Here is a 19,804-nt window from a genome sequence, read left to right as displayed (position 1 = left end):
TTGCTTAAACGTTTTATCCGGCAACGATGCTGGACGCGACGAAGCCATACCTGTTTTGGCCTCTCGATACGACTCGCTGGCCCGCGACGCACACGCTTGCGCGCTTCAGCACATAATTTGTTGAACAATGTTGTTCGACTTCGCCGTAGCGTACTCAACGCCTGCGGCGATCCGATAAGCCACACCTCATGCTGCGCGTCCTCCTCGTCACCGATACCGATAAGCCCATAGGCGATCTGCGCGATGCCCTCGCGCGGCTCGGCTACGACATGCTCGCCGGCACCGCGACGCCGCAAGCGCTGCATCGCGTGGTCGAAAGCGAACGGCCGGATGTCATCATCATCGATACGGAATCGCCGTCGCGCGACACGCTCGAACAACTCGCCGTGATGAACGCCACCGCGCCACGCCCCGTGCTGATGTTCAGTCACGACGCGAACCAGCAACTGATTCGCGATGCGGTCGGCGCGGGCGTCACCGCTTATCTCGTCGAAGGACTGGAGACGGAGCGGCTCGCGCCGATTCTCGAAGTCGCGCTCGCGCGTTTCGCGCAGGAATCGCAGCTGCGCGAACGCCTCGCGCAAGTCGAAAACGAACTCGCCGAACGCAAGCTGATCGACCGCGCCAAACGCCTGCTGATGGATCAGCAGAAAATCACCGAACACGCCGCCTACGCCAACATGCGCAAGCGCGCGATGAACCAGGGCGTCAAACTCGCCGAGGTCGCGCGCGCCATCGTCGCCGCGGCAGACTCGCTCAAATGAAGCGCTGCTCATGAACTCTCCCGCCCCCCTGACCCCATCATCCACGCCCACGCGGCTCGAGAAAACGCACCTGCGGCTCGGCTTTGTGTCGCTGTCCGATGCCGCGCCGCTCGTCGCCGCGAAGCTGCTCGAATTCGGGCACGCCCACGGCTTGACGCTTGAGCTATGTCGCCAGCCGTCATGGGCTGCCGTGCGCGACAAACTCCTCTGCGGCGACCTGGACGCCGCGCACGCGCTCTACGGTCTCGTCTACGGTGTGCAGCTCGGACTGGGCGGTCCGCAAACGGATATGGCCGTGCTGATGGTGCTCAATCGCAACGGCCAGGCGATCACGCTGTCGAATCGTCTCGCGGATGCGTTGGCCGAACATGGCACCTTGCCCAAGGCATTGACCACGCTCGGCCGCAAACCCGTGTTCGCGCAGACCTTCCCTACCGGCACCCACGCGATGTGGCTGTACCACTGGCTCGCGTCGCAAGACGTGCATCCGCTGCGCGATATCGAAAGCGTTGTGATTCCGCCGCCGCAAATGGTCGCGGCGCTCGCCGAAGACAAGCTCGACGGCTTGTGTGTCGGCGAGCCGTGGAACGCCATGGCCGAAGCTCACGGCGTAGGCCGCACGGTCGCTTATACGAGCGAGGTTTGGCCCAATCATCCTGAGAAGGTGCTGGCGTGCCGGCGCGATTTCGTCACTGCCAATCCGAATGCGGCGCGCGCGCTGGTGCAGACGATGCTCGAAGCGTGCCGCTGGCTCGACGGCGCCGGACATCGCGCGGAGATTGCGCGTTGGCTCGCGCGGCCCGAATTCATCGGCATCGATGAAGCGCTGATTGCGGCGCGGCTCGGCAATGAGGTTGCAACATCGATGCCGCAACGTCTGCCGGTTCGATTCTTCGACGATGGCACGGTGAATTACCCGCACGCGATCGAGGGCGCGTGGTTTCTCACGCAGTTCGAACGCTGGGGAATGATCGATAGGCGCGCGGATTACGCGGGGATTGCGGCGAAGATCAATCAGACGCAGTTGTATCGCGAGGCCGCCGCACGCGTCGGCGTAGCGGTGCCCGCCGACGTGCCTCGTTTATCGTGAAGCGGACTAGAAGTTGAAGTTGTCGATATTGCTCGCATCGAAAGTGGTCGGCGGTCCAAGGATGATTTCGCCCTTGGGCCCGATCGTGCGCTTGCCCAGTTTGCCTGCGTCGAACGATTCGCCTTCCTTGCCGCTGATCGCGCCGGAAGAAAGGCTCGCCGCCGCGTAAGCAGCCAGATAACCCAGCTGATTCGGGTCCCACAACTGGAACGCCTTGACCGTGCCGTTCTTCACGAACGCACGCATCTGGTTGGGCGTACCCAAACCGGTCACCGCCACTTTGCCCTTGCTCGACGACGTCGAGATATAACGCGCCGCCGCAGCGATGCCAACCGTGGTCGGCGCGATGATCGCCTTCAGATTCGGATACGCCTGCAACAAGCCTTGCGTTTCGACGAACGACTTCTGATCGTCGTCGTTACCGTATGCGATCTTCACGAGCTTCATCTTCGAATACTCGGGTTTTTTCAGCTCCTCCTGCATCCACTTGATCCACGTGTTCTGATTGGTCGCGTTCGGCGTGGCCGACAGCACCGCGAACTCGCCCTCGCCGCCCATCAGCTTCGAGACCAGCTGAATCTGTCCGCGGCCGATACCTTCGGCATTCGCCTGGTTGACGAACAGTTGCCGCCCTTCAGGCGCCGTGTCCGAATCGAAGGTCACGACCTTGATGCCTTGCGACATTGCTTTCTTCAGATACGGCACGACGGCGTTCGCATCGTTCGCCGCGATCACGATCGCGTCCTGCCGTTGCGTGATCAAGGTGTTGATGTATTGCACTTGCGACGATGCGCCCGCATCCGATGGGCCCACTACCTTGCCTGCGCCGTTGAATTCCTTGATTGCGGCCATGCCGCCGTCATCGGCGATCACTTCGTACGGGTTGTTGATCTGCTTCGGCACGAACGCAATCTTCAGACCGCTCTTGAGGCCGGCGGCGCCCGCCGCGCAACTGATCGCCAGCAGCGCAACGCAAAGCGCGGCCGTGCCGGTGTGACGTAGAGGTTTGAACATGAAGTGTCTCCTGCTTTGGTTGTTGGACGTAATGCTATTCGGGTTGTCGGTATTTCTCTTGTCAGCCGGTTTTACGAGGAAGTTATAGGGAAGACGCAGACTTCGCGATGAAACGCCGGTCGCGCGCCGCACGCCAACGGGCGACCAAATTGGGAATCAGCACTGATGCAAGCAGCAGCACGCCGGTGACGATCGTGAGCGTTTCGCTCGATACGTCGTCGAGCGTCAGCGCATTTTTCAGCACGCCGATAATCAGCAGCGACAACAAGACACCGATCATCGAGCCGCGTCCGCCGAAAATACTCACGCCGCCGAACAGCACCGCCGCGATCACCGACAGCTCGAACCCTTCGCCGTTGTCGCCGCGCGCACTGGTAAACCGCAGCGTATAGACGACGCCCGCCAACGCACTCATCGCGCCGGAGAGCACGAACAGGCGCAGCCTGATTTTCGCTACTTCGATGCCGGAGAAAGCCGCTACGGTCGGGTTCGCGCCGATTGCATAAAGGCTGCGGCCAAACGCGGTGGACTGCAGCAACACGGTAAACAGCACGGCCCCCACAATCACGATCGCAAACGGCAACGGAATAAACGTTGCACCCAGCGTATCCATGCCGAACGCCGTATAAGCCGCCGGAAAATCCGCCACCGCCTGATCGCCGAGCAGCACATACGCGAGGCCGCGAAACAGCGCCAATGTGCCGATCGTGACCGCGAGCGAAGGCAGATTGAGCTTCACAATGACCAATCCGTTCAGCAAGCCGGCCAACGCGCCGGCAATCAATACGAGCACGATCACCACCGGCATCGGCAAGCCCATATGCCAGAGCACGCCCATCAACGCACTGGATGCACCCAACACCGACGCCACCGACAGATCGATTTCCGCCGCGACGATAATCAGCGTCATCGGCAACGCCATCAACGCGATCTCGGTCAGATCCGCCAATACGTTGCTCAGATTCGCGCCGGTGAGAAACACAGGCGACAACAACCGCCCAAGCGCGAGCGACAAAACCAGCACGATCACCAGCAATACTTCCCATTGCAGCGGCGTTTCGCGTTTGCGCGTGAGCAAGGCGGAATCGGGTCTAGCCATGATCGCGTTTCCTCATCATGCGTTTGGCGACGGAGCGGGCCAGCAAGGTATCGGCGGTAATCGCGGCGACGATCAGCGCGCCCTCGATCGCCTGTTCCCAGAATGGCGACACGTGCAGCACGACCAGCGCGATGCTGATGACGCCCAGCACGAGCGCACCGAGCGTTGCACCGAGAATCGTGCCGACGCCGCCAGTAATCGCGACGCTGCCCACCACCGCTGCCGCGATCACCTGCAATTCGATACCCTTCGCGGTGCTCGCATCGACAGTGCCGAAACGCGCGAGCCACAGCGCGCCCGCGAACCCGGCTATCGCGCCGGACAGCAGAAAACCCGCCATCACGCGACGCTCGACGTTCACACCGGCAAGGCGCGCAGCTTCGGGATTCGAGCCGATCGCGTAGTGTTCGCGGCCGCCGCGAAACTGTTTCAGATAGACAGCGAGACCGACCAGCACGACGATAGCGATCAGCGCGAGCGTTGGTATGCCGACGAAAGCGCCGGTAGCGAGTCGGGAAAACGCGTCGGGCAAGCTGGTCGCGTTGATCTGCCCGCCGTGCACCCACGCGTAGTCAGCGCCGCGAAAGATGTAGAGCGTGGAAAGCGTCGCCACCAGCGACGGCACGCGTCCCACCGCAACCAGCAGTGCATTGATGCTGCCCGCCACCAGACCGATCGCAAGCCCCGCGGCCAGCGCGACGATCACGGGCATATGCGGAAACGCGACATACAGGCTGCCGACTGCATAGGCGCTGATGCCGACCGTCGATCCCACTGACAGATCGATATGCCGCATCAGGATCACTACCGTCATGCCCGCCGTCAGCAAGCTGATGATCGACACATTCAGCAGCACGTCGCGCAGATTTTGCAGATTGAGAAACTGCGGCTTCGCTAGCCCGGTGCCGGCGATCAGCAGAATGAGCACGACGAACAGCGTCGTCTCGCGGCTTTTGGCGAGGTTCGCGAGGAAGCCGCCGGAGCTTGCGCTCGCGCGCTTCGCAACGGGCGCCTGAACCGGCGCGGGATGGGTCGAGGAATGGCGCATCATGCAGCGCCCCCCAATCCCCCAAGGGGACGTCCTTCGGTGCGGGGGACTTCCTTCGGGGCGTGCCCTAACGGCGGAATCGGTTGACCGAGCGCGGCGCCCATGATGCGCTCTTCGTCCGCTTCGGCGCGCGCTATATCCGCACTGATACGTCCCTCGTGCATCACCAGCACGCGATCGGCCATGCCGAGCACTTCAGGCAATTCGCTTGAAATCATCAGCACCGCCATGCCGTCGCGCACCAGTTCGGCGAGCGCGCTATACACCTCGGCCTTGGCGCCGACGTCGATGCCACGTGTGGGTTCGTCGATGATCAACACTTTCGGGCCGGTCGCCAGCCACTTGCCGAGCACGACCTTTTGCTGATTGCCGCCAGACAGCGTGCCGACCGGCGCATGCGGATCGCCGGCTTTGAGGCGCAAGCGCGTGCCCCATTGATTCGCCAGTTGCGTCTCGCTGCGCGTGGAGATGAGGCCATGTTTGACGAGGCGTCCAAGCACCGTCATCGATGCGTTGCGCGCGATGCTCAACTCCAGCGCCAGACCTTGCTGCCGGCGATCTTCCGGCACCAGCGCGAGACCGGCGCGCACCGCCGCGGCAGGCCGGCCCGCTGTGAGACGCTTACCGCCGATCCGGATTTCGCCGGAGTCGAGCGGATCGATGCCGAAGATCGCCCGCGCCACTTCACTGCGCCCTGCGCCCACCAGGCCCGCCAGCGCGACGATCTCGCCGGCGCGGACGTCGAATGAGATGTCTTTGAACACGCCCACTCGCGTGAGGCCGCGCACCGACAAGCGCACTTCGCCCGCCGGACAATCGGCCTTCGGATAAAAGCTTTCCAGATCGCGGCCGACCATCTTCGCGACGATTGCCTCGGTCGTGAGATCCGCCGTGAGTGCATCGAACACTTTGGCGCCGTCGCGCATGATCGTTACACGTTGCGTCAGCATGAACACTTCGTCGAGCCGATGCGTGATGAACAGAATCGCCACATCGCGCTCGCGCAGCTTGCGCACGATCGCAAAGAGCCGCTCGACTTCCGGCAGCGACAACGCGGCGGTCGGCTCATCCATGATCAGCACGTTCGCGTTCAACGACAACGCCTTGGCAATTTCGATCACCTGCTGATCTGCGATCGACAACCCGCGCACCAATTGATCGGCGCGCAGCTCGACACCGAGCGAGGACAGCAGGCCGTCCACTTCGCGGCGCATCGCGTCGTACTGAATGCGGCCGAACCGATCGACCGGCTGGCGCCCCATGAAGATGTTCTCCGCAATCGACAGATCGAAGAACAGAGTGGGCTCCTGATAGATGACCGCGAGGCCCGCATCGCGCGCTTCAGCCGGTGTTGCGAAGCGGCGTGCAACGCCGTCGATCAGAAGCTCACCGGTGTCCGGTTGATGCACGCCCGCGAGAATCTTCACTACCGTCGATTTGCCCGCGCCGTTTTCGCCCAGCAGCGCATGCACTTCGCCCGGCCATAGCGCGAGATCGCCGTCGGATAGCGCACGGACCCGGCCGAAAGATTTGCTCGCATGCCGCAGTTCGAGCCTGGGCACAGCGGATGTCGGTTGCTGCACTGCTTGTCTCCTTCTTTGTGCCTGGCTTGTGAGGTCTTCTTCAGATGCGATAGATACGTTCCGCGTTTTGGCAGAACAGCGCGTCTTTCTCCGCCGCGCTCGCGCCGCCGACGATCGACGCATACGCATGCCACAAATCCGTGTACGACCCGAACAATCGATCGACCGGAAAGTTCGACGCGAACATCGCGCGTTCCACGCCGAACGTATCGATCGTTTCCAACACATAGGGCCGCAGACTTTCAACGGTCCATCGATGATCGAACATCGCCAATCCGCTGATCTTCACGGCCACATTCCTGCAACCTGCCAGCAAGCGCATACCGTCCCGCCACGCCCGATAACCCGCAGCGCTATCGCGGTCCACGAACATCCCCGCGTGATTGACGATGAAAAGCGTGTCGCCATGCTCCCGCGCCAACGCTGCCGCCTCCTCCATCTGTGACGGATACAGTTGCAAATCGAACGACATGTCGTAACGGCGCAGCAATGCAAAATGCTCGCGCCACCGCGGCTCGCGCATGAAATGCCGGCCGACGTAATCGAACAGCTTGTTGCCGTGCACGTTCAGGATCTGCCGCACGCCGCGCGTATTGGCGAACGCCGCATGCGCTTCGAGCACCTGCGGCGCGTTCGGCGCCGACAGATCGACGGCCGCGACGATCGCGTTCGGCATCCTGCGCGATTCGGCGCGATCCGCAATCGACTGCAGCCAGCGCGTTTCTTCGACCGGATCGGCAGGATCGTGATTCGCTTCGACGTGCACCAGTTTCAGCACCTCGATATCGCCCGCTTCACCGAGCAAATCGGCGAGCAGATAGTCGTGCTTCAACGCGCGTGCGTCGCCCACAAACGACACGCCCGGATTTTCCAGCCATGGATAGCGATGCGTTTTCAGATCCCACAGATGGATATGCGAATCGACGACCTGCATGCGACACCCTCCGCCCATTGGGGGCACAAAGTCAGCAACGTCAGCTAAGCGAACTCAGATGAAAGACCAGCTCGAGCGGCTGTTGAAGCGGTGTGTGATCGGGGGCCGTGTGCATGATGTCGGCCATGTAGTCCCACCATTTGCGCATCACGTCGAGTTGCGGCAGCTCGTCCATTCGATGATTCGTGTCGCGGGTCAGAATGGCGAAGAGATAGTGAGAGTCCTCGTCGAAGAAGATTCGATAGTCGCGCACACCGGCGTTGTGCAATGCATCAACCAGCTCGGGCCAGATCTGCGCGTGACGTCGTTCGTATTCCTCGCGCATGCCGGGGTTGAGCACCATCCGGAAAGCGATTGTTTCCATTGCGGCCTGTCTCCCGTCGTCTTCGGGCGCTTTCCCGGCGAAGCGTATAAGCGTCTGAAGCGACTATAATTCCTGCGTCGATAGCATCTCAATCCGTTGTTGGGATTGGGCGATCCAGAAACCGAATCGCACCGCAACCATGAGCCAACACTCAGCTGCCGTCGCCCTCGTCAATCGGCTCAAGTTCAAGCACCTCGCGCTGCTCGTCGCGCTCGACGACGCGCGCAATCTCCATCAAGCCGCCGAGGCGGTCAACGTCGCGCAGCCCAGCGCGAGCCGCATGCTCGGCGATATCGAAGACGCGTTCGGCTTCCTGCTGTTCGAGCGCAACGCGCGCGGCATGACGCCGACCCCGCTCGGCGTCGCCACGCTCGCTTACGCGCGGCGCGCGCTGGCCGAATTGACCCGCTTTGCCGAAGACCTCGACGTCAAACGCCGCGGCGGACACGGCCAGTTGACCGTGGGCGCGATCATGGGCGCCGCGCCCGATCTGCTGGCGATGGCGGTCGCCGCGCTGAAAACCGAAAGCCCGTTGCTGAACGTGCGCATTCTCGGCGAAACCAGCGATCAGGTCGTGCAATTGCTGCATCGCCGCGAAGTCGATCTGGCGCTGGGGCGCCTGACCAGTCCGCTGCAGCACAACGACTTCAGTTTCGATCCGCTCGCGCGCGAGACCTTGCTGCTGGTCGTGCGTTCGGCGCATCCGCTGGCGCAGCGCGCTTCCATCACTTTGCGGGAATTGATCGACTGGCCGTGGGTCGCGCAACCTGTCACCAGTCCGGCACGTGTACTGTTCGAAGAGGAACTCGCGCGCGCGGGACTCGCCACGCCCGTGAACCTGACCGAATGCGCTTCGATCTTCGCGACCCTGCAATTGCTTGAAAACTACGATGCGGTGGCGATGCTGCCGGAGTCGGTCGTGCGCGATCATGTGCGCGGCAAGCTGCTGGTTGTGCTGCCGCTCGAAATCGGCAAGAGCCTCGCGGGCTTCGGCATTCTCACGCGCAAGGAAGAAGCGCTCGCCGAACCGGCGCTGCGTTTCATCGACCTGTTGCGCGGTTTTTCGCGCAAGCTCGCGCGCGACGACCCCGCCGCTCCCGCACCGGGTTCCGCGATCGCACCTGCTTCGGTCAATTGAAATCGGCATCGCGCGGCGTTACTGCAAATTGACGAACAGGCCGCCATCCACCAGCAACGCGGCGCCGGTCACATAGCGCGCGCGATCGGACGCGAGAAACACTACACAATCGGCAACGTCTTCCGGACGGCCTAATCTGCCGAGCGGAATGCGTTTTTCGAAGTACGCTTTCTTTGCTTCGTCGGCGAGATTTTCCGCGTTCAGATCGGTCGCGATCGTGCCCGGCATCACCGAATTGCAGCGAATGCCGTATGGCCCCAACGCGACCGCGCACGATTGCATCAGCGAATGCACGCCCGCTTTGGTCGGCGTGTAGTGGGTTTGCATGCCGCCGCCCACCAATGCGCTGATCGAACTCGTCGCGACGATCGCGCCCCCCGTGCCTTGCGCTTTCATTTGCTGCGCAGCCGCTTGCGTGACATAAAACGCGCCGTTCAGATTGACCGCCACCGTCGACTCCAAGACCTCGGGCGGCATGTCGAGAAACGCATGGAACGGACAGATACCGGCGTTGCTGGCGAGCACGTCGACTTTGCCGAATGCTTCGACGGTACGGCTCACGAGTTGCTGACCGGTCTCGCGCGCGGCGACGTTGCCTTCAATCGCGATCACACGCCGCCCCAATGCCTCGATCTCTCCGACCACTTCTTCGACGGCGGAACGGCGTCCGTATGATGCGTCGTTATCGCCCCAGTAGTTGATCGCTACATCCGCGCCTTCGGTTGCGCACGCAACAGCTATCGCGCGGCCGATGCCACGCGAGCCGCCGGTGACGATCACGACCTTGTCCTTGAGCAGCACGTCATTCTCCTTGGCTGGATCGACATTGAGTCTTATCGCTCATTGAGCGTGCAACGCGCCTTCAACGCGGATAAGGCCGCACCAGTGCGCATTCCGGATTCAACCGCACGCCAAAGCCCGGTGTGTCAGGCACTTTCATCCGCCCATTCACCGGCACGGGTTCATCGAGTAACAGCGGCGTGAACATCGGCACCACCTCATCGGCTTTCGGCGCCATCATCAGAAACTCGGCGAATGGCGAGTTGTGCCGCGTGACGACGAAGTGATAGCTATACACCGACGAACCGTGCGGCACCACCATCACATTGTGCGCATCGGCGAGCGCGGAGATCTTGATCAGCTCCGTCATGCCGCCACACCAGCCGACATCCGGCTGAATCAGATCGCAGCACTGCATCTCCAGCAGCATGCGAAAACCCCAGCGCGTTGCTTCATGTTCGCCGGTCGAGACCATCATGCCGCGCGGCACGTTGCGGCGTAGTTCGGCGTAACCCCAGTAATCATCCGGCGGCAGGCATTCTTCGATCCATTTCAGGCCGTATTCGTGCGCCGCCTGGGCGAGCCGCGTTGCATACGGCACGTCGAGGCTCATCCAGCAATCGAACATCAGCCAGAAATCGCCGCCGACGCGGCTGCGCATCTCGGCCAGCTTGTCCAGATTCTGCTTGAGCCCTGCATCGCCTTCAGCAGGACCGTGCTGCAACGGCAATTTGCCGCCGATGAAACCCATTTCCTTCGCGAGATCCGGACGCGCACCGGTCGCGTAGAACACGAGTTCGTCGCGCACCGGCCCGCCCAATAGTTGGTACACCGGCTCCTTACGGACCTTGGCGAGCAGATCCCACAACGCCAGATCGACACCGGAAATCGTATTCAGCACCACACCCTTGCGGCCGTAATACAGCGTCGAGAAGTACATCTGATCCCACATCTTCTCGATGTCGGTGACGAGCTGGCCTTCGAGAAAACGCGCCAGATGTTTCTCGACGATGAACGCGCCGATCTCGCCGCCCGTCGTCACCGCGAAGCCGACGGTGCCGTCGCTCGCTTCGATCTCCACCACCAGCGTGCCGAGCACATTGATCCCGAACGACTGGCGGCTCTGCCGATACTCCGGGTAACGCGCCATCGGCGTTGAAATATGATCGTCGATCCAGTGTCCGTCGGGTTGGTCGTGATAGTCGGCACCGCCGCCGCGGACGATGAAGGCACGCACGTGCCGGATAGTGGGCATGGCCATGAACAGGGCTCCGTTGTTGGTTCGTCGGGCGCGGTGCACTCAATTTCAGTACGTCGCGCGTCCGCCGGACAGATCGAACACCGAGCCGGTGCTGAACGCACAGTCTTCCGACGCCAGCCAGAGAATCAGCGAAGCCGCCTCTTCGGGCAGCAGGAAACGGTTCATGGGGATCTTCGAGAGCATGTAGTCGATATGCTGCTGCGACATCGAATCGAAGATCTCGGTTTTGGCCGCGGCGGGCGTGACTGCGTTGACGAGAATGTTCTTCGTTGCGAGTTCTTTGCCAAGCGATTTGGTCAGGCCGATCAGCCCGGCTTTGGACGCGCTGTAGTGCGACGCGTTCGGGTTGCCTTCCTTGCCGGCCACCGACGCGATATTGACGATCCGGCCATAGCCTTGTTTGAGCATTTGCGGCACGACCGCGCGACAGGTGAGATACGGGCCGATCAGATTCACGTCGATTACACGACGCCAGATGTCGGGGTCCAGCTCCCATGTCGCGCCGTTACCGCCGGTGATACCCGCGCTGTTGATCAGCACGTCGATTGCACCATGGGCGGCGACGGTTTGCGCCACCGCCTGAGCGACCGCCGCTTCCTGAGTGAGTTCGACCGCGACGGCGGACACTTTGCCCAGTTCGCTCAATTCGCGCTCGCTGCGCGCCAGCCGCTCCGCGTCGATGTCCCACAGCGCGACCGAGGCGCCCGAGTTCAATGCCCGTTGCGCCACCGCGTAGCCGATGCCGCGCGCGCCACCGGTAATGACGACGACGCGCCCCTCCAGATCGATTCGATTCATCGCTGTGCTCCTGCGGCACGCGCGAACGGCGTGCCTTTCAGTTGTTGTATTTCTGCTGGTTCTGCTTTCTGTTCAGCAAATATACGAGCGGTGCGATGCGCGAACAATCCGAGTATTGGAGGGGGCGATAACAAAAGTGGATCGGGAATTACTTTCGCGCGCGCTTGGCCGGTGTCGTTTGGTTCGTCGTAAACGCTTTTCTTCGTCGACTTCCTGATGCTGGGTTTGTTCATTGCCTTGCAGTCAACGGTGCTGGACTGCAAATCACGGTATCGAATACCGGTCAGCACATCTCCGGAAATGCCATGGAACATCTGTTCGAGCCCTTCGGCTCGGTTTCGGTAGCCGCGGGACGGCGGTCGTACAGCATCGGTCTGTGGGTAAGCTATCAAATCGCGACGCAGCTTGGTGGCACAATTTCAGTCGATAGCGCTCCAGGTTGGACGTGCTTTGCCGTACTGTTACCACTGACTTCTCCATGAAGCAGGAAAGCATCACGGCTGCCTGCGAAAGCGCGTTTATTCGCGCCGCGTTGTTGCAGTACCATGGCCGCATATCCGAAACCGCCCACGCCCTCGGCATTTCCAGGAAGAGCCTGTGGGAAAAGATGCGCAAGCATGCGATTGCGGCCGAGCCTGTTCACTGAAACGCCCTCGCAAGAGTATCAACGTGCATCGGAGTACGCCCATGGAATCTGGCGATAAGAACGAGCCGCTTGAAACCCGGCTGGTGCGGGTACGTGGCGCCGTGCAGGGAATCGGCTATCGGGAAGCCTGCGTACGCCGCGCCCATTCGCTCGGCGTCACTGGCTGGGTCCGTAACCGGATGGACGGTTCAGTTGAGGCGATGCTGCAGGGCTCGCCGGAGCAGCTCGCCAACATGTGCGCCTGGCTAAGCGAGGGCATGTCGGCTGCGCTGGTTGAAGAGCTTGAAGTAACCGAGGTGCCGCCCCCGTTTCTTCGCTTTGACATCTTCGAGCGCTTGCCCACCCTGTAAGCGCAGGCGAATCGCCAAGGTGGAAGAACTGCGCTTTCACCTCCCGTGGGCACTAGCGTCTCTGCCCGCCACCCAATCCGGCTACGTCAATCTGCACATCCGTCTCCTCGCGCAGACGTCCAGCGTCACCACTGGCACCTTCTTTGTTGACAGCTTGAGGAACACTGCCCGATGAATCATGTGTACGCTCCATCCAGCGGAACAGGAGGACTGCGAGGGCGCCGCCTATCAGTTCGCTGACGATGAATCCCGGTGCGTCGACAGGTCGGATGCCCGCAAAGGTGTCCGTGAGCGAACGTGCGATGGTGACCGTCGGGTTGGCGAACGAGGTCGACGCCGTGAACCAGTAGGCCGCCGTGATATAGCCGCCGACCGCCACCGGGACGAACTCCATTCGTCGTTTCGCGACGTTCAGAATCACCGTGAGCAAGCCGAACGAGGCAACCACCTCGCTCCACCACTGCGATGGACCCGTGCGTACGTGCCGCGATGCTTCTATCAACGGCAGGTCAAACATCCCGTGAGCGGCTATCACTCCGGCAATCGCACCGACGGCTTGCGCCGCGACATAGGCCGCAGCATGTTTCCATCGCAGCTTGCCAAGCCAGACCTCGGCGAACGTCACCAACGGGTTGAAGTGTGCGCCCGAGATGCTGATGAAGGTGGCAATGAGCGCGACCAGACCAGCCCCGGTCGCGATTGTATTGGCGAGGAGTGCGATTGCCGCATTGCCGCCGGCAAGTCGTTCGCCCATGATGCCGGAACCCACGACGGTAGCGAGAAGCAGCGCCGAGCCAAAGGACTCGGCGACGATGGCATGACGCAACCTCATAGTGGTGATTTCCCGATGTCGGACACTTGCTTTTTCAGCGCGAGGCGGTCGAGGGAGGCAAGCGGCAGGCTCTTGAAGAGTTCGAGCCGTTTGCGTAGTGTCGCTGCCGCATCCTTGAAGGCGCGCTTCTTCGTGTCGTCGGAACCCTCGACTGCGGCCGGGTCGGGAACGCCCCAGTGCGCAGTGATGGGTTGCCCTGGCCAGACTGGGCACTGCTCCCCTGCAGCCTGGTCGCATACGGTAAAGACGAAGTCCATCACCGGGGCATCAGGGGTGGCAAATTCGTCCCATGACTTGCTTCGCAGGCCGTCTGTGGCAAGCCCCATTTGCTGCAGGAGTTGCAGCGTCAACGGGCTGATTTGGCCCTTCGGATGACTGCCGGCTGAGTACGCTCTGAACCGCCCACCGCCAAGCGCATTCAACTGGACCTCGGCGAGCACGCTGCGAGCCGAATTGCCTGTGCAGAGAAACAGCACGTTGTAGGTCCGGTCGCTCATGAACGGCTCCGGAACGTGATAGTCGACGCGGTGGGTGCGCAGCATGCACCTGCCGTCTCATCGACAGGCTTCGCGCGCGACACGCCGAAAGTCGGAGTCGAATCCAGCGTGTGGTACGTCTCCCAGGCGATACCTTGAGGGTCCATGGTCCAGTACTTATCGGACCTGGCATAGCAGCAGGCCGTGCCGGTTTGTGTTTCCCTGGGAAGCGCAGCGGCATCAAGCCGCGCGTTCATTTCTTTCAGTTCCTCATCCGACTCGACCTGGATGCCAAGATGGTCCACGCCGACCTCATGGCCGCGTTGCGAAATCGCAAAGTTGACGCGCGGGTCGTCCAGCATCCACTTGGCATAGTCATCCTTCGCCACGACCGGCTGTGCACTGAAAAGCGCGGAGTAGAAGCGAATACTGTCCGCGAGATTTTCGACTGACACGTGTACATGCATGCGTTTCATGACTCTTCTCCACAGCAGGGCTTGAGGGCGTCGACGGTCGCGCAAGGCGCGCCCGCGCAGCAGTTCTCGGTCAAGAATCCAATGAGCTCGTTCATCGCATCGAAGTTTGCCGAATAGAAGACGTAGCGACCCTCCTGGCGCGACGAAACGAGTTCGGCATGCAACAGGTCTTTCAGGTGAAACGAAAGGCTCGAGGGCGAGACGTTTAACTGTTGAGCTATCTTCCCAGCGGGCAGGCCGTCAGGACCCGCCGTAACGAGCAAGCGGAAGACGGCAAGCCTCGCTTCGTGGGCGAGCGCGGCAAGCGAGCGAATGGCAATGTTTGAGTCCATACGGCGGATGATAGTCACACCTTTTCGATATTTCAAGAAATATCGAAATGAAGCGGTCGTTGAATGCGGGCTGCGCGCGTTCGCGAGGCTTGGCTCTCCGTCGCCCAGTCGCAGCGCAAGCGTCACCTAGCCATCTTCGTCGATGCGCTCCAATTCGCGGACGGTTTGGCGGAAAACGTAGCTACGCAAGCGCTGGCTCTGGTCCTGGCCCTGGCAAGCAGCTATCGGCAAAGGAGCCCGTAACCTCCTCGACGATTCTCGTCATCCCGCAAGCGCGACTCCATCGTGTGACGGCTTCAAAGGTTTTGAAGACCGGCACCGCGCTACCCACGCCACAAAATTGTCACACTTCAGAACGACTATCGTCGGACACACCCTTACCGAGGGCGGAGCGATTGACGTGACGGGAACCCGTTACCACGCTCTGTGGAGAACAGGAACCGTACTGGAGCCGTCCCCGCTGCGCCGAAATCAGGTGTGCAGGACGCGCGTGCAACCCACGGTCCCAAAAGTGGAAGAGACACTGTGAAGCAACGAGCGACTGTCATCTGTCGGCTTGGTACGCGCATTCTGTTGGTCGGCCGGGAAGGCTCTCGCTGGTCACTGCCCGGCGGCAGGCCCATGGTCGGCGAAGACCTTCAGGAAGCCGCGGTGCGCGAGTTGATGGAGGAAACCCGCCTTGATGCGGTGAGCGTGCGATACATGTTCGGCTTTACCGGTGCGCACACGTGTCACCACGTGTTTGCCGCGCAGATTGCACAAGGGCAACGCCCTGTGCCCAGCAACGAGATTACGCGTTGCTGTTGGGTCAAGGTAACGGACGTGGCTAATTTCGCAACGAGCGTCTCGACGAAGGGGATTGTCGACGTACTGGCCATCGCCCCCAGCAGCGCATCAAGAGAGGCCAGCCGTCACAAGCGAGCGACGGCCTTTGTCAGTAATCTTCGCGCGGTGTTCCAGGATGCGATTTATTGCGGGTAGTCCACGCCCGTGAGCACCACGCTGGAGTCCTGCCTTCGCGACGCTCAGGTCGCACAATACGCCTCGTCGCCATAAGGTGGTTCGTTGACGACCGGCACACGCACCGGCGCAGTCACCGCGCATCCAGGCAACGCCGCGAAAACGCTGACCCGCCGCACTATCTGCCAGAACACCTTTTCAAATGAGCGCTCGCGCTCGCGCAGCGTCATGCCCTCGGCCAATGGGTCTGCAAAATTCCATCTGGAAAATGGAGGCGCCCCGGGAAACGTCGGCGCATGGTACTCGTCGACGCTGTCGTCCAGCGCGATGACGAGGTCCATCCGTGGCGCCCATTCACCCGTAAATTCGAGCCAGCTTTTCGGACTGAGCGGACGCAGGTCGGAGATGCCCGCGCGTAGTTGAGCGATCGTGAGGGGGTGGGCGCGTGCGGCCGGCTCTTTACCGGCACTAAACGCTTCGAATCGATGGCCGGCCAGCTCGCGCAGCAAAGCCTCGGCGATAATGCTGCGCGCTGCGTTCTCCCGACAGAGAAACAGCACGTTATATTTCCTCGTCAATCTCATTCCCCGACCATGTATTTTGCTTATGTGCGGGATTTTGCCAAGCGAGTCTTGCAGGTCCGTGACAGTACAATGACTCAAAGAGCGCCGGCGGCCAGCCGTCAGGCTGGTCGGCCAGCTACAGTGGTGCCCTGTGAATCACGCAAAGTCAACTTAAACCCTTTTCGAATATTCGCGAGATGTCCGAAAATACTGCCAAACTTGCGCGTTCGCCGGAGGCCATCGACAAGGACTTTGCGGATCTGATGGCGTCGAAGCTGCCCGACACCATCGCCCGTGACAAATTCGAACGGCTCTGGGACGAAACCAACGCCATTGCGGCGCAGACGGTTCTAACGCCCCAAGGGCAACAATACCTTGCGCTGTTAAAGCGCATGCATCAAACGTTCGAAAGCAGCTATCCGGAGAGCGGGCCAATCAACGGCTTCGGAAATCGTCGCCGCTAAAATTCCGCGCAGGCCCTATCCAGCCGGCTGCGTCTGCGGGACACGCTGGCCGGGTACCCCATTTGCACCTCTCGCCACGGTGATGTAACCGCCGTAACCGCGGAAACCGGCTGGGAAAAAGACCGATGGGCCAGCTGGTGGACAAGCTGCATCGCACCGACGCCCATCGCAAGCTTACGTTTTTGCGGGACGGCCCGTCTTGACTTGCTCAACGGCAGACACCGCCGCGAGCAGTCGCTTCGGCGCTGCGGATTCGAGCAGAACCAGTCCGGCACGCAGGATTTCGCTCTTCTTCACCGAAACGCCCTCGGCCAGACACTTCTGTTTCAGTGCCGCAATTTTGTCGTAGTCCGACTTCGGCATGGTGAAGCTGTCTCGCACAACCTTCTCTTTCTTCGCGCGTTTGGCTTTCGCTTCCGCGGCTGCTTTGGCTTGCGTAGCTTTGACTGGCGCAGCTTCGACCGGCGCCGCATCGACTGGCGCCGCATCGACTGGCGCAGCTTTCACCTTGGCAGCCGGTTGCTTCTTTGATGCCTTCTTGGCAGTTGTACTTCTTTTTTTCTTGGCTACGGTCGCCGCCGGCTCTGCAACCTCGGCCGCAGCCTCCGGTGCCTCGACAGCGCCCGTGGGAAAATGAAACGCCTTCTTTGACGGCTTTTTGACGGTCGGTTCGGTCATCAGAAATCTCCAGGTGTATAAACGATACAAACAGTATATACCGTTTATCGACGCGAAAACTCAGACGCAAATCAGCGTTCGTTTACCCCCTACTCCGAAGATGCCGGGCAAGCGAGCGCCTCAGCCTCGACGCCTTTTTCGCGCCCCGCAAAACTGGCGAGTGTGGCGAGCCCCAGCAGCGCCAGCCCGCTGCCGAAGAGGAAGTCAGCAGAAATGCCGACGTGGTCGACCACCACACCACCCACTAGCGACCCGAGTGCGATGGCCACCTGGATGATGCTCACAAACAGCGCGGAGCCTGCTTCCGGCGAGTCCGGCGTGGCGCGTTAAATCCACACGCTGAAACACAAAGGAAGCGAGCGCGCCGAAAGAGACGCCCCACGCAAGCACCATGGCGAATGCTGCAGAAGCGGCATCGACAGCAGCGCGAACATCAAAAGCGAGACCATCGCCGCGACGGACATTTTCAGGTTGCGCGTCAAACACGAGCGCAACCATCAGCATGCTTCTGCGCGGATGCGGCCGGCGCAACAGAGCCACCAGATCGCCGAACCGCAATGCGGCTGCCGATGACAACCGCCACGACGGCCAGCCACGAACGTAGAGGCGACGAGCGGCCATCCTCCGGTGAGACATTGCTCGCCGGCAGATTATTTTCCATCGACATAGTATTGTTTGCGAGTAACTAAACAACGAGTGGGATTGGGATGGTTTCACCGGACTAATCGAATCCGGACCAATAGTCACAATAAAAAAGCAGGCGATAATCGCCTGCCTGTGACAACGGTTTTAAACGTCACCCAGTGAAAACCTGAGCCGTCTACACCGTAACATCGTGTTAAATCGGTCGCTGACGAGCCCGAAAAATTGGACTCGATCGTATGGGTATTCGAATTTGCCGCGATGCTCCAACGTGTCATTGACCAAAATAAACCCTGCATTGCACTCCGGCGGTGCACGGCCGGTCTTGCCGGCTTCCGGCCTCCGACTGGCCACCGGCCACGCCACCGTAGGCTGCGTCCTGTCCGGTTTCACCGAGCGATATGTCGGTATTGGATTGTGCTGTTTCGTTTGCGTTATGCAGCATCAGTGCGCGGCCCTGCTGGCTGTCCAGCGCGACGGCTGCCGTCGGCGCCAGCAACAGAACCACGCTTGCCAAAGCCACCACTAAACGTAATTTCATGTCCAGACTCCTCGAATGCGGCGCAGCAGCATTGGCCCGATCGGGAAAATTTTCATATCCCGAGGGTCCAATCCGCGAAAAAACGCCATGTAGCCAAATCGAGCTGACGGACGAATGCCCTGATACAGGGGCTGCTGCGGCGAGTCACAGAACTAAATGAATATGTAGTTGCCAAGCCTTCGACTGATGTCGACCGCGACCTCGCGTTTTTGCCGGAATCAGTATTCACACGGCTGGAAGTGCAGATTGTTTGCTCTGCTGTTTTGTTATAGGTCGGGTGCTCAGGAATTCAACTGGCGATATGGGCGCTCCGGCTGAAACCAGCGCAACACGGCGTGCGGTGGCCGTACAGTGCGCTATGATATCGACATAACGCAGAAATTGGCCCGCGCGAGGCGCCGTCGAGTTGACGGAACTTGCCTATGAGACCGGGCGTTCGCAACCCGTGTGTTGTCAGCACCGTCTTTTCCATTGCGGCCGTGACGCTCATCCAACCGTACGTAAAACCTAGCCCCGCAGGCCGACCCCATTACATGGGCTCGCTGTCTTCGTGGCCCCTTGCAATCTGCATTTGACAGAAAGCCGCACGATTTAGAAGGACGAATATCTTATGGACGAAAGGAAGCGAGATAGCATGATTGCGTATCTCCGCCGCCGCATGGAAGAGTTTGGTATCAAGCCGGAAGACCTGGCTTCGGCGCTAGCGTCTGAGCAATCCGGGCGAGCTGCAGGACAAAATGCGGAGCGCTACCGGAGCGCCAAGGGAGATACCTGGGACGGCCAGGGGGAAATGCCCCAATGGCTTAAACAGGCAATCAGCGCGGGCCAATCAATCGACCACTTCGAATTGTCGGCCAAGCCGGCGGCCACACCGCCTGCAAAACCGCGCGTGGATTGGCAAAACGATCCTTTTGCGGGAAGCCCGCTTGCGCGGCCGAGCAGTCGATCCTGATTAGCCGCGCGCGTCTTTT

General features: G+C 61.0%; 25 protein-coding genes and 1 pseudogene. 8 read left to right on the top strand and 18 right to left on the bottom strand.

The window, feature by feature from the left end:
* Positions 1–188 precede the first annotated feature (188 nt).
* Together WN982_RS28730 and WN982_RS28725 are read left to right on the top strand one after the other, a co-directional pair.
* Positions 189–764 carry an ANTAR domain-containing protein gene (locus WN982_RS28730; RefSeq protein ID WP_341318961.1) on the top strand — a complete coding sequence of 192 codons (576 nt, stop codon included), beginning with the start codon at positions 189–191 and terminating at the stop codon, positions 762–764.
* 10 nt (positions 765–774) lie between these two features.
* Entirely contained in the window at positions 775–1,854 is a 1,080-nt protein-coding gene (locus WN982_RS28725; protein WP_341318960.1) for a CmpA/NrtA family ABC transporter substrate-binding protein, read from the top strand.
* A 6-nt stretch (positions 1,855–1,860) separates the two neighbouring features.
* Here WN982_RS28725 and rhaS read toward each other — a convergent pair whose 3' ends face one another.
* From rhaS to rhaM, 6 genes are all read right to left on the bottom strand, one after another.
* Entirely contained in the window at positions 1,861–2,868 is a 1,008-nt protein-coding gene (gene rhaS / locus WN982_RS28720; RefSeq protein ID WP_341318959.1) for a rhamnose ABC transporter substrate-binding protein, read from the bottom strand.
* Between the two features lie 82 nt (positions 2,869–2,950).
* Positions 2,951–3,967, bottom strand: a complete 1,017-nt coding sequence (locus tag WN982_RS28715) for an ABC transporter permease (RefSeq protein WP_341318958.1) — start codon at positions 3,965–3,967, stop codon at positions 2,951–2,953.
* Positions 3,960–5,018: an ABC transporter permease gene (locus WN982_RS28710; protein ID WP_341318957.1), complete on the bottom strand. Its 1,059-nt coding sequence runs from the start codon at positions 5,016–5,018 to the stop codon at positions 3,960–3,962. Before WN982_RS28710 ends, WN982_RS28715 begins: the two co-directional genes overlap by 8 nt.
* The gene (locus tag WN982_RS28705; RefSeq protein WP_341318956.1) at positions 5,015–6,598 is read right to left on the bottom strand and encodes a sugar ABC transporter ATP-binding protein; all 1,584 of its coding nucleotides are present in this window, start codon (positions 6,596–6,598) and stop codon (positions 5,015–5,017) included. The genes WN982_RS28710 and WN982_RS28705 overlap by 4 nt, the downstream gene beginning before the upstream one ends.
* Before the next feature lie 40 nt (positions 6,599–6,638).
* Positions 6,639–7,532: an amidohydrolase family protein gene (locus WN982_RS28700; protein ID WP_341318955.1), complete on the bottom strand. Its 894-nt coding sequence runs from the start codon at positions 7,530–7,532 to the stop codon at positions 6,639–6,641.
* A gap of 40 nt (positions 7,533–7,572) precedes the next feature.
* Entirely contained in the window at positions 7,573–7,896 is a 324-nt protein-coding gene (gene rhaM / locus WN982_RS28695; RefSeq protein WP_341318954.1) for an L-rhamnose mutarotase, read from the bottom strand.
* 139 nt (positions 7,897–8,035) lie between these two features.
* Here rhaM and WN982_RS28690 point away from each other — a divergent pair, with 139 nt between their 5' ends.
* On the top strand, positions 8,036–9,034 hold the full coding sequence (locus tag WN982_RS28690; protein ID WP_341318953.1) for a LysR family transcriptional regulator: 999 nt from the start codon (positions 8,036–8,038) through the stop codon (positions 9,032–9,034).
* An 18-nt stretch (positions 9,035–9,052) separates the two neighbouring features.
* Here WN982_RS28690 and WN982_RS28685 read toward each other — a convergent pair whose 3' ends face one another.
* The 4 genes from WN982_RS28685 to WN982_RS28670 all read right to left on the bottom strand — a co-directional run bounded on the left by WN982_RS28685 (position 9,053) and on the right by WN982_RS28670 (position 12,187).
* A complete protein-coding gene (locus tag WN982_RS28685) occupies positions 9,053–9,835 on the bottom strand; it encodes an SDR family NAD(P)-dependent oxidoreductase (protein ID WP_341318952.1) in 783 nt (260 codons plus the stop codon).
* A gap of 61 nt (positions 9,836–9,896) precedes the next feature.
* A complete protein-coding gene (gene rhmD, locus WN982_RS28680; protein WP_341318951.1) occupies positions 9,897–11,075 on the bottom strand; it encodes an L-rhamnonate dehydratase in 1,179 nt (392 codons plus the stop codon).
* Positions 11,076–11,120: 45 nt separating this feature from the next.
* Positions 11,121–11,873: an SDR family NAD(P)-dependent oxidoreductase gene (locus tag WN982_RS28675; protein ID WP_341318950.1), complete on the bottom strand. Its 753-nt coding sequence runs from the start codon at positions 11,871–11,873 to the stop codon at positions 11,121–11,123.
* Positions 11,870–12,187 (bottom strand): hypothetical protein, encoded by a 318-nt coding sequence (locus WN982_RS28670; RefSeq protein WP_341318949.1) that lies wholly within the window; start codon positions 12,185–12,187, stop codon positions 11,870–11,872. The genes WN982_RS28675 and WN982_RS28670 overlap by 4 nt, the downstream gene beginning before the upstream one ends.
* Positions 12,188–12,351: 164 nt before the next feature.
* Here WN982_RS28670 and WN982_RS28665 point away from each other — a divergent pair, with 164 nt between their 5' ends.
* Both WN982_RS28665 and WN982_RS28660 read left to right on the top strand, forming a co-directional pair.
* A complete protein-coding gene (locus tag WN982_RS28665; RefSeq protein ID WP_341318948.1) occupies positions 12,352–12,519 on the top strand; it encodes a helix-turn-helix domain-containing protein in 168 nt (55 codons plus the stop codon).
* 41 nt (positions 12,520–12,560) lie between these two features.
* Positions 12,561–12,869: an acylphosphatase gene (locus WN982_RS28660; protein ID WP_341318947.1), complete on the top strand. Its 309-nt coding sequence runs from the start codon at positions 12,561–12,563 to the stop codon at positions 12,867–12,869.
* Positions 12,870–12,921: 52 nt separating this feature from the next.
* Here WN982_RS28660 and WN982_RS28655 read toward each other — a convergent pair whose 3' ends face one another.
* The 4 genes from WN982_RS28655 to WN982_RS28640 are packed head-to-tail and all read right to left on the bottom strand — an operon-like array spanning position 12,922 to position 14,985.
* Positions 12,922–13,701 carry an MIP/aquaporin family protein gene (locus WN982_RS28655; RefSeq protein WP_341318946.1) on the bottom strand — a complete coding sequence of 260 codons (780 nt, stop codon included), beginning with the start codon at positions 13,699–13,701 and terminating at the stop codon, positions 12,922–12,924.
* Positions 13,698–14,198 (bottom strand): arsenate reductase ArsC, encoded by a 501-nt coding sequence (locus WN982_RS28650; protein WP_341318945.1) that lies wholly within the window; start codon positions 14,196–14,198, stop codon positions 13,698–13,700. The genes WN982_RS28655 and WN982_RS28650 overlap by 4 nt, the downstream gene beginning before the upstream one ends.
* Positions 14,195–14,653 carry an ArsI/CadI family heavy metal resistance metalloenzyme gene (locus WN982_RS28645; protein WP_341318944.1) on the bottom strand — a complete coding sequence of 153 codons (459 nt, stop codon included), beginning with the start codon at positions 14,651–14,653 and terminating at the stop codon, positions 14,195–14,197. Before WN982_RS28645 ends, WN982_RS28650 begins: the two co-directional genes overlap by 4 nt.
* The gene (locus WN982_RS28640; RefSeq protein ID WP_341319452.1) at positions 14,650–14,985 is read right to left on the bottom strand and encodes a metalloregulator ArsR/SmtB family transcription factor; all 336 of its coding nucleotides are present in this window, start codon (positions 14,983–14,985) and stop codon (positions 14,650–14,652) included. Before WN982_RS28640 ends, WN982_RS28645 begins: the two co-directional genes overlap by 4 nt.
* A gap of 525 nt (positions 14,986–15,510) precedes the next feature.
* Between WN982_RS28640 and WN982_RS28635 the strand changes: the two genes are divergently transcribed.
* Positions 15,511–15,966 (top strand): NUDIX domain-containing protein, encoded by a 456-nt coding sequence (locus WN982_RS28635; protein WP_341318943.1) that lies wholly within the window; start codon positions 15,511–15,513, stop codon positions 15,964–15,966.
* Positions 15,967–16,010: 44 nt separating this feature from the next.
* Here the strand turns inward: WN982_RS28635 and WN982_RS28630 are convergent, their stop codons facing one another.
* A complete protein-coding gene (locus tag WN982_RS28630) occupies positions 16,011–16,523 on the bottom strand; it encodes an arsenate reductase ArsC (protein WP_341318942.1) in 513 nt (170 codons plus the stop codon).
* A 182-nt stretch (positions 16,524–16,705) separates the two neighbouring features.
* Here WN982_RS28630 and WN982_RS28625 point away from each other — a divergent pair, with 182 nt between their 5' ends.
* Positions 16,706–16,972 (top strand): hypothetical protein, encoded by a 267-nt coding sequence (locus WN982_RS28625; RefSeq protein ID WP_341318941.1) that lies wholly within the window; start codon positions 16,706–16,708, stop codon positions 16,970–16,972.
* Between the two features lie 174 nt (positions 16,973–17,146).
* Here WN982_RS28625 and WN982_RS28620 read toward each other — a convergent pair whose 3' ends face one another.
* The 3 genes and pseudogenes from WN982_RS28620 to WN982_RS28610 all read right to left on the bottom strand — a co-directional run bounded on the left by WN982_RS28620 (position 17,147) and on the right by WN982_RS28610 (position 18,833).
* Entirely contained in the window at positions 17,147–17,650 is a 504-nt protein-coding gene (locus tag WN982_RS28620) for a hypothetical protein (RefSeq protein ID WP_341318940.1), read from the bottom strand.
* A gap of 89 nt (positions 17,651–17,739) precedes the next feature.
* Positions 17,740–18,238, bottom strand: a pseudogene (locus tag WN982_RS28615) (MFS transporter); the annotation flags it as partial.
* 328 nt (positions 18,239–18,566) lie between these two features.
* Positions 18,567–18,833: a hypothetical protein gene (locus tag WN982_RS28610; protein WP_341318939.1), complete on the bottom strand. Its 267-nt coding sequence runs from the start codon at positions 18,831–18,833 to the stop codon at positions 18,567–18,569.
* Positions 18,834–19,443: 610 nt separating this feature from the next.
* Between WN982_RS28610 and WN982_RS28605 the strand changes: the two genes are divergently transcribed.
* Positions 19,444–19,785, top strand: a complete 342-nt coding sequence (locus tag WN982_RS28605; RefSeq protein WP_341318938.1) for an H-NS histone family protein — start codon at positions 19,444–19,446, stop codon at positions 19,783–19,785.
* The last annotated feature ends 19 nt before the right edge of the window (positions 19,786–19,804 follow it).

The sequence above is a fragment of the Paraburkholderia sp. IMGN_8 genome (genome assembly GCF_038050405.1).
Taxonomy (GTDB): Bacteria; Pseudomonadota; Gammaproteobacteria; order Burkholderiales; family Burkholderiaceae; genus Paraburkholderia.
Note: the sequence above shows the minus strand (reverse complement) of the source record. Positions and strands in the feature narration are given on the sequence as shown.

Coding starts and splice junctions, on each gene's coding strand:
- WN982_RS28675 (WP_341318950.1), bottom strand. CDS start 11,873: ATGAATCGAATCGATCTGGAGGGGCGCGTCGTCGTCATTACCGGTGGC.
- WN982_RS28605 (WP_341318938.1), top strand. CDS start 19,444: ATGGACGAAAGGAAGCGAGATAGCATGATTGCGTATCTCCGCCGCCGC.
- WN982_RS28640 (WP_341319452.1), bottom strand. CDS start 14,985: ATGGACTCAAACATTGCCATTCGCTCGCTTGCCGCGCTCGCCCACGAA.
- WN982_RS28690 (WP_341318953.1), top strand. CDS start 8,036: ATGAGCCAACACTCAGCTGCCGTCGCCCTCGTCAATCGGCTCAAGTTC.
- WN982_RS28700 (WP_341318955.1), bottom strand. CDS start 7,532: ATGCAGGTCGTCGATTCGCATATCCATCTGTGGGATCTGAAAACGCAT.
- WN982_RS28710 (WP_341318957.1), bottom strand. CDS start 5,018: ATGATGCGCCATTCCTCGACCCATCCCGCGCCGGTTCAGGCGCCCGTT.
- WN982_RS28665 (WP_341318948.1), top strand. CDS start 12,352: ATGAAGCAGGAAAGCATCACGGCTGCCTGCGAAAGCGCGTTTATTCGC.
- WN982_RS28660 (WP_341318947.1), top strand. CDS start 12,561: ATGGAATCTGGCGATAAGAACGAGCCGCTTGAAACCCGGCTGGTGCGG.
- rhaS (WP_341318959.1), bottom strand. CDS start 2,868: ATGTTCAAACCTCTACGTCACACCGGCACGGCCGCGCTTTGCGTTGCG.
- rhmD (WP_341318951.1), bottom strand. CDS start 11,075: ATGGCCATGCCCACTATCCGGCACGTGCGTGCCTTCATCGTCCGCGGC.
- rhaM (WP_341318954.1), bottom strand. CDS start 7,896: ATGGAAACAATCGCTTTCCGGATGGTGCTCAACCCCGGCATGCGCGAG.
- WN982_RS28650 (WP_341318945.1), bottom strand. CDS start 14,198: ATGAGCGACCGGACCTACAACGTGCTGTTTCTCTGCACAGGCAATTCG.
- WN982_RS28655 (WP_341318946.1), bottom strand. CDS start 13,701: ATGAGGTTGCGTCATGCCATCGTCGCCGAGTCCTTTGGCTCGGCGCTG.
- WN982_RS28620 (WP_341318940.1), bottom strand. CDS start 17,650: ATGACCGAACCGACCGTCAAAAAGCCGTCAAAGAAGGCGTTTCATTTT.
- WN982_RS28610 (WP_341318939.1), bottom strand. CDS start 18,833: ATGAAATTACGTTTAGTGGTGGCTTTGGCAAGCGTGGTTCTGTTGCTG.
- WN982_RS28645 (WP_341318944.1), bottom strand. CDS start 14,653: ATGAAACGCATGCATGTACACGTGTCAGTCGAAAATCTCGCGGACAGT.
- WN982_RS28625 (WP_341318941.1), top strand. CDS start 16,706: ATGTCCGAAAATACTGCCAAACTTGCGCGTTCGCCGGAGGCCATCGAC.
- WN982_RS28715 (WP_341318958.1), bottom strand. CDS start 3,967: ATGGCTAGACCCGATTCCGCCTTGCTCACGCGCAAACGCGAAACGCCG.
- WN982_RS28725 (WP_341318960.1), top strand. CDS start 775: ATGAACTCTCCCGCCCCCCTGACCCCATCATCCACGCCCACGCGGCTC.
- WN982_RS28670 (WP_341318949.1), bottom strand. CDS start 12,187: ATGTTCCATGGCATTTCCGGAGATGTGCTGACCGGTATTCGATACCGT.
- WN982_RS28730 (WP_341318961.1), top strand. CDS start 189: ATGCTGCGCGTCCTCCTCGTCACCGATACCGATAAGCCCATAGGCGAT.